Here is a 1659-nt window from a genome sequence, read left to right on the forward strand (position 1 = left end):
CCTCGACGACTGCCGCCGCATGGAACACGCCACGCAGCGGATGCTCGGGCGTGTCGATCCGGCGGACCAGGGCCGCCATTGCCGCCTCGTCGCAGAGGTCGGCCTGGACCGCCAGGTCGTTGGGCACCGGTGGCGGCTCGGCCAGGTCGGCCATCGCCACGAGTGCCGCACCCTCGGCCGCCAGCCAGCGCGCGATCCGCTGGCCGAGGGCGCCGGCGGCACCAGTGACGAGATAGCTGGCGCGCGGCTCGATCCGCACACGGGGCGGCTCGCGCAGGACCAGGACGCTGCGGCCGGTGCCCTCGCCCACCGCGGCGATCGCCTCGGCCAGGTCGGTGCGCGCCACCGGGCGGCAGGGCAGCGTTGGAAACGTGTCGAGCCTGCCCAGGCAGGCGGCACGCACCGCGTCGGGTTGCCTGTCCAGGTCGAAGCCGTGCGCGCCGGTCCCGGTCAGGTCGACGATCCGCCTGGCCGGCAGTTCCTCGGCCAGCGCCGGACCGAATGCCCCGATCGCCAGGTCGACGGGAGCCAGCAGCCAACTGGCCCGGTCGCGGCTGTCGGTCAGTGTCTCCAGGCCGAGTGACTGCAGGGCAGGCTGCTTTGCCGGGCTGGCGGTAGCATGCACGGTTGCACCGGCGGCACGTGCGACCTCGACGGCCGCAAGGCCGGTGGCACCGGCGGCCTGATGCACCAGCACCGTCCTGCCGGGTTCCACCTCCCCGCAGGCGGCCAGGGCGGTGGCATAGGCCAGCGGCATGGCCGCTGCCGCTACGAGATCCATCAGAGGGGCCCGCCGGACCAGGCCTGCGGGGACCAGCACTTGGTCGCACAGGGCCGGCTGCGCCAGTGCCACCACCGCATCGCCAGGCAGGAGGCCGGTCACCCCGGCGCCGGTAGCCCGCACGGTCCCGGCCAGGTCGGCGCCGAGCGGCAGGTCGGCCGGGCGCAGGCCCAGCGCCACCAGCCGGTCGCGGAAGTTCAGGCCGGCTGCCACCACCTCGACCAGGACATGGCCGGCCGGCACCTCGCCCACCGGCTCGTGCGGCTCCCAGCCGATCTGCGGTGGCGCGCCCGTGGCATGCAGAACGGCGCGGGCGGGCGGGCCGGCTTCGGTGCCGGCCATCGGGCGCAGCCGCCGCGCGAGGCGGCGGCCATGGCGCCATGCCACCTCGCGCGCATCCGAAGCGCGGCATTCCAGCGCCAGCAGGTCGGCCTGGGCCGCAACCGGCCTCGCCGGGTCGAGATCAACCAGCCGGCAGGTGCGCTCGGGCTGCTCGGCGGCGATCGCCTGGGCCAGTCCCCACAAGGCGGCACCGCCAAGGCTGCCCGGCCATTCCACGCCGCGGCCGGTCGCGACTGCGCCCTGGGTGGCGATCAGCAGCCGGCCGCGCACCCCTTCCAGGCCGCGCACCAGCTCGCCAAGCCAGGCGGTGGCAGCCTTCGGCTCCAGCTCCGGGGCGATCGCCAGCAGGAGCGGGCCGGCGCCTGCCTGGAGCAGGCTGCGGGCCTGTTCGACCGAGTCGGCCGCGGGCCAGGGCAGGTCGTCTCTGCCGAAGACAGCGGTTGGCGCACCGGGCGATGCGGGCGGTGCCAGCCGCTCCCACACGATTTCCTGGCCGAACCGCTCGAGCAGGCTCTGCCGCCGGGCGAACCGCGCCC

General features: G+C 75.7%; 1 protein-coding gene. It reads right to left on the minus strand.

Translation table 11 applies throughout. The features are described 5' to 3' along the window. Positions 1-1659: MDR/SDR family oxidoreductase (locus EQG76_RS27800; RefSeq protein ID WP_159718313.1), on the minus strand; the 1659-nt coding region annotated here is incomplete at both ends.

Source organism: Geminicoccus flavidas (genome assembly GCF_009806515.1).
Taxonomy (GTDB): domain Bacteria; phylum Pseudomonadota; class Alphaproteobacteria; order Geminicoccales; family Geminicoccaceae; genus Geminicoccus; species Geminicoccus flavidus.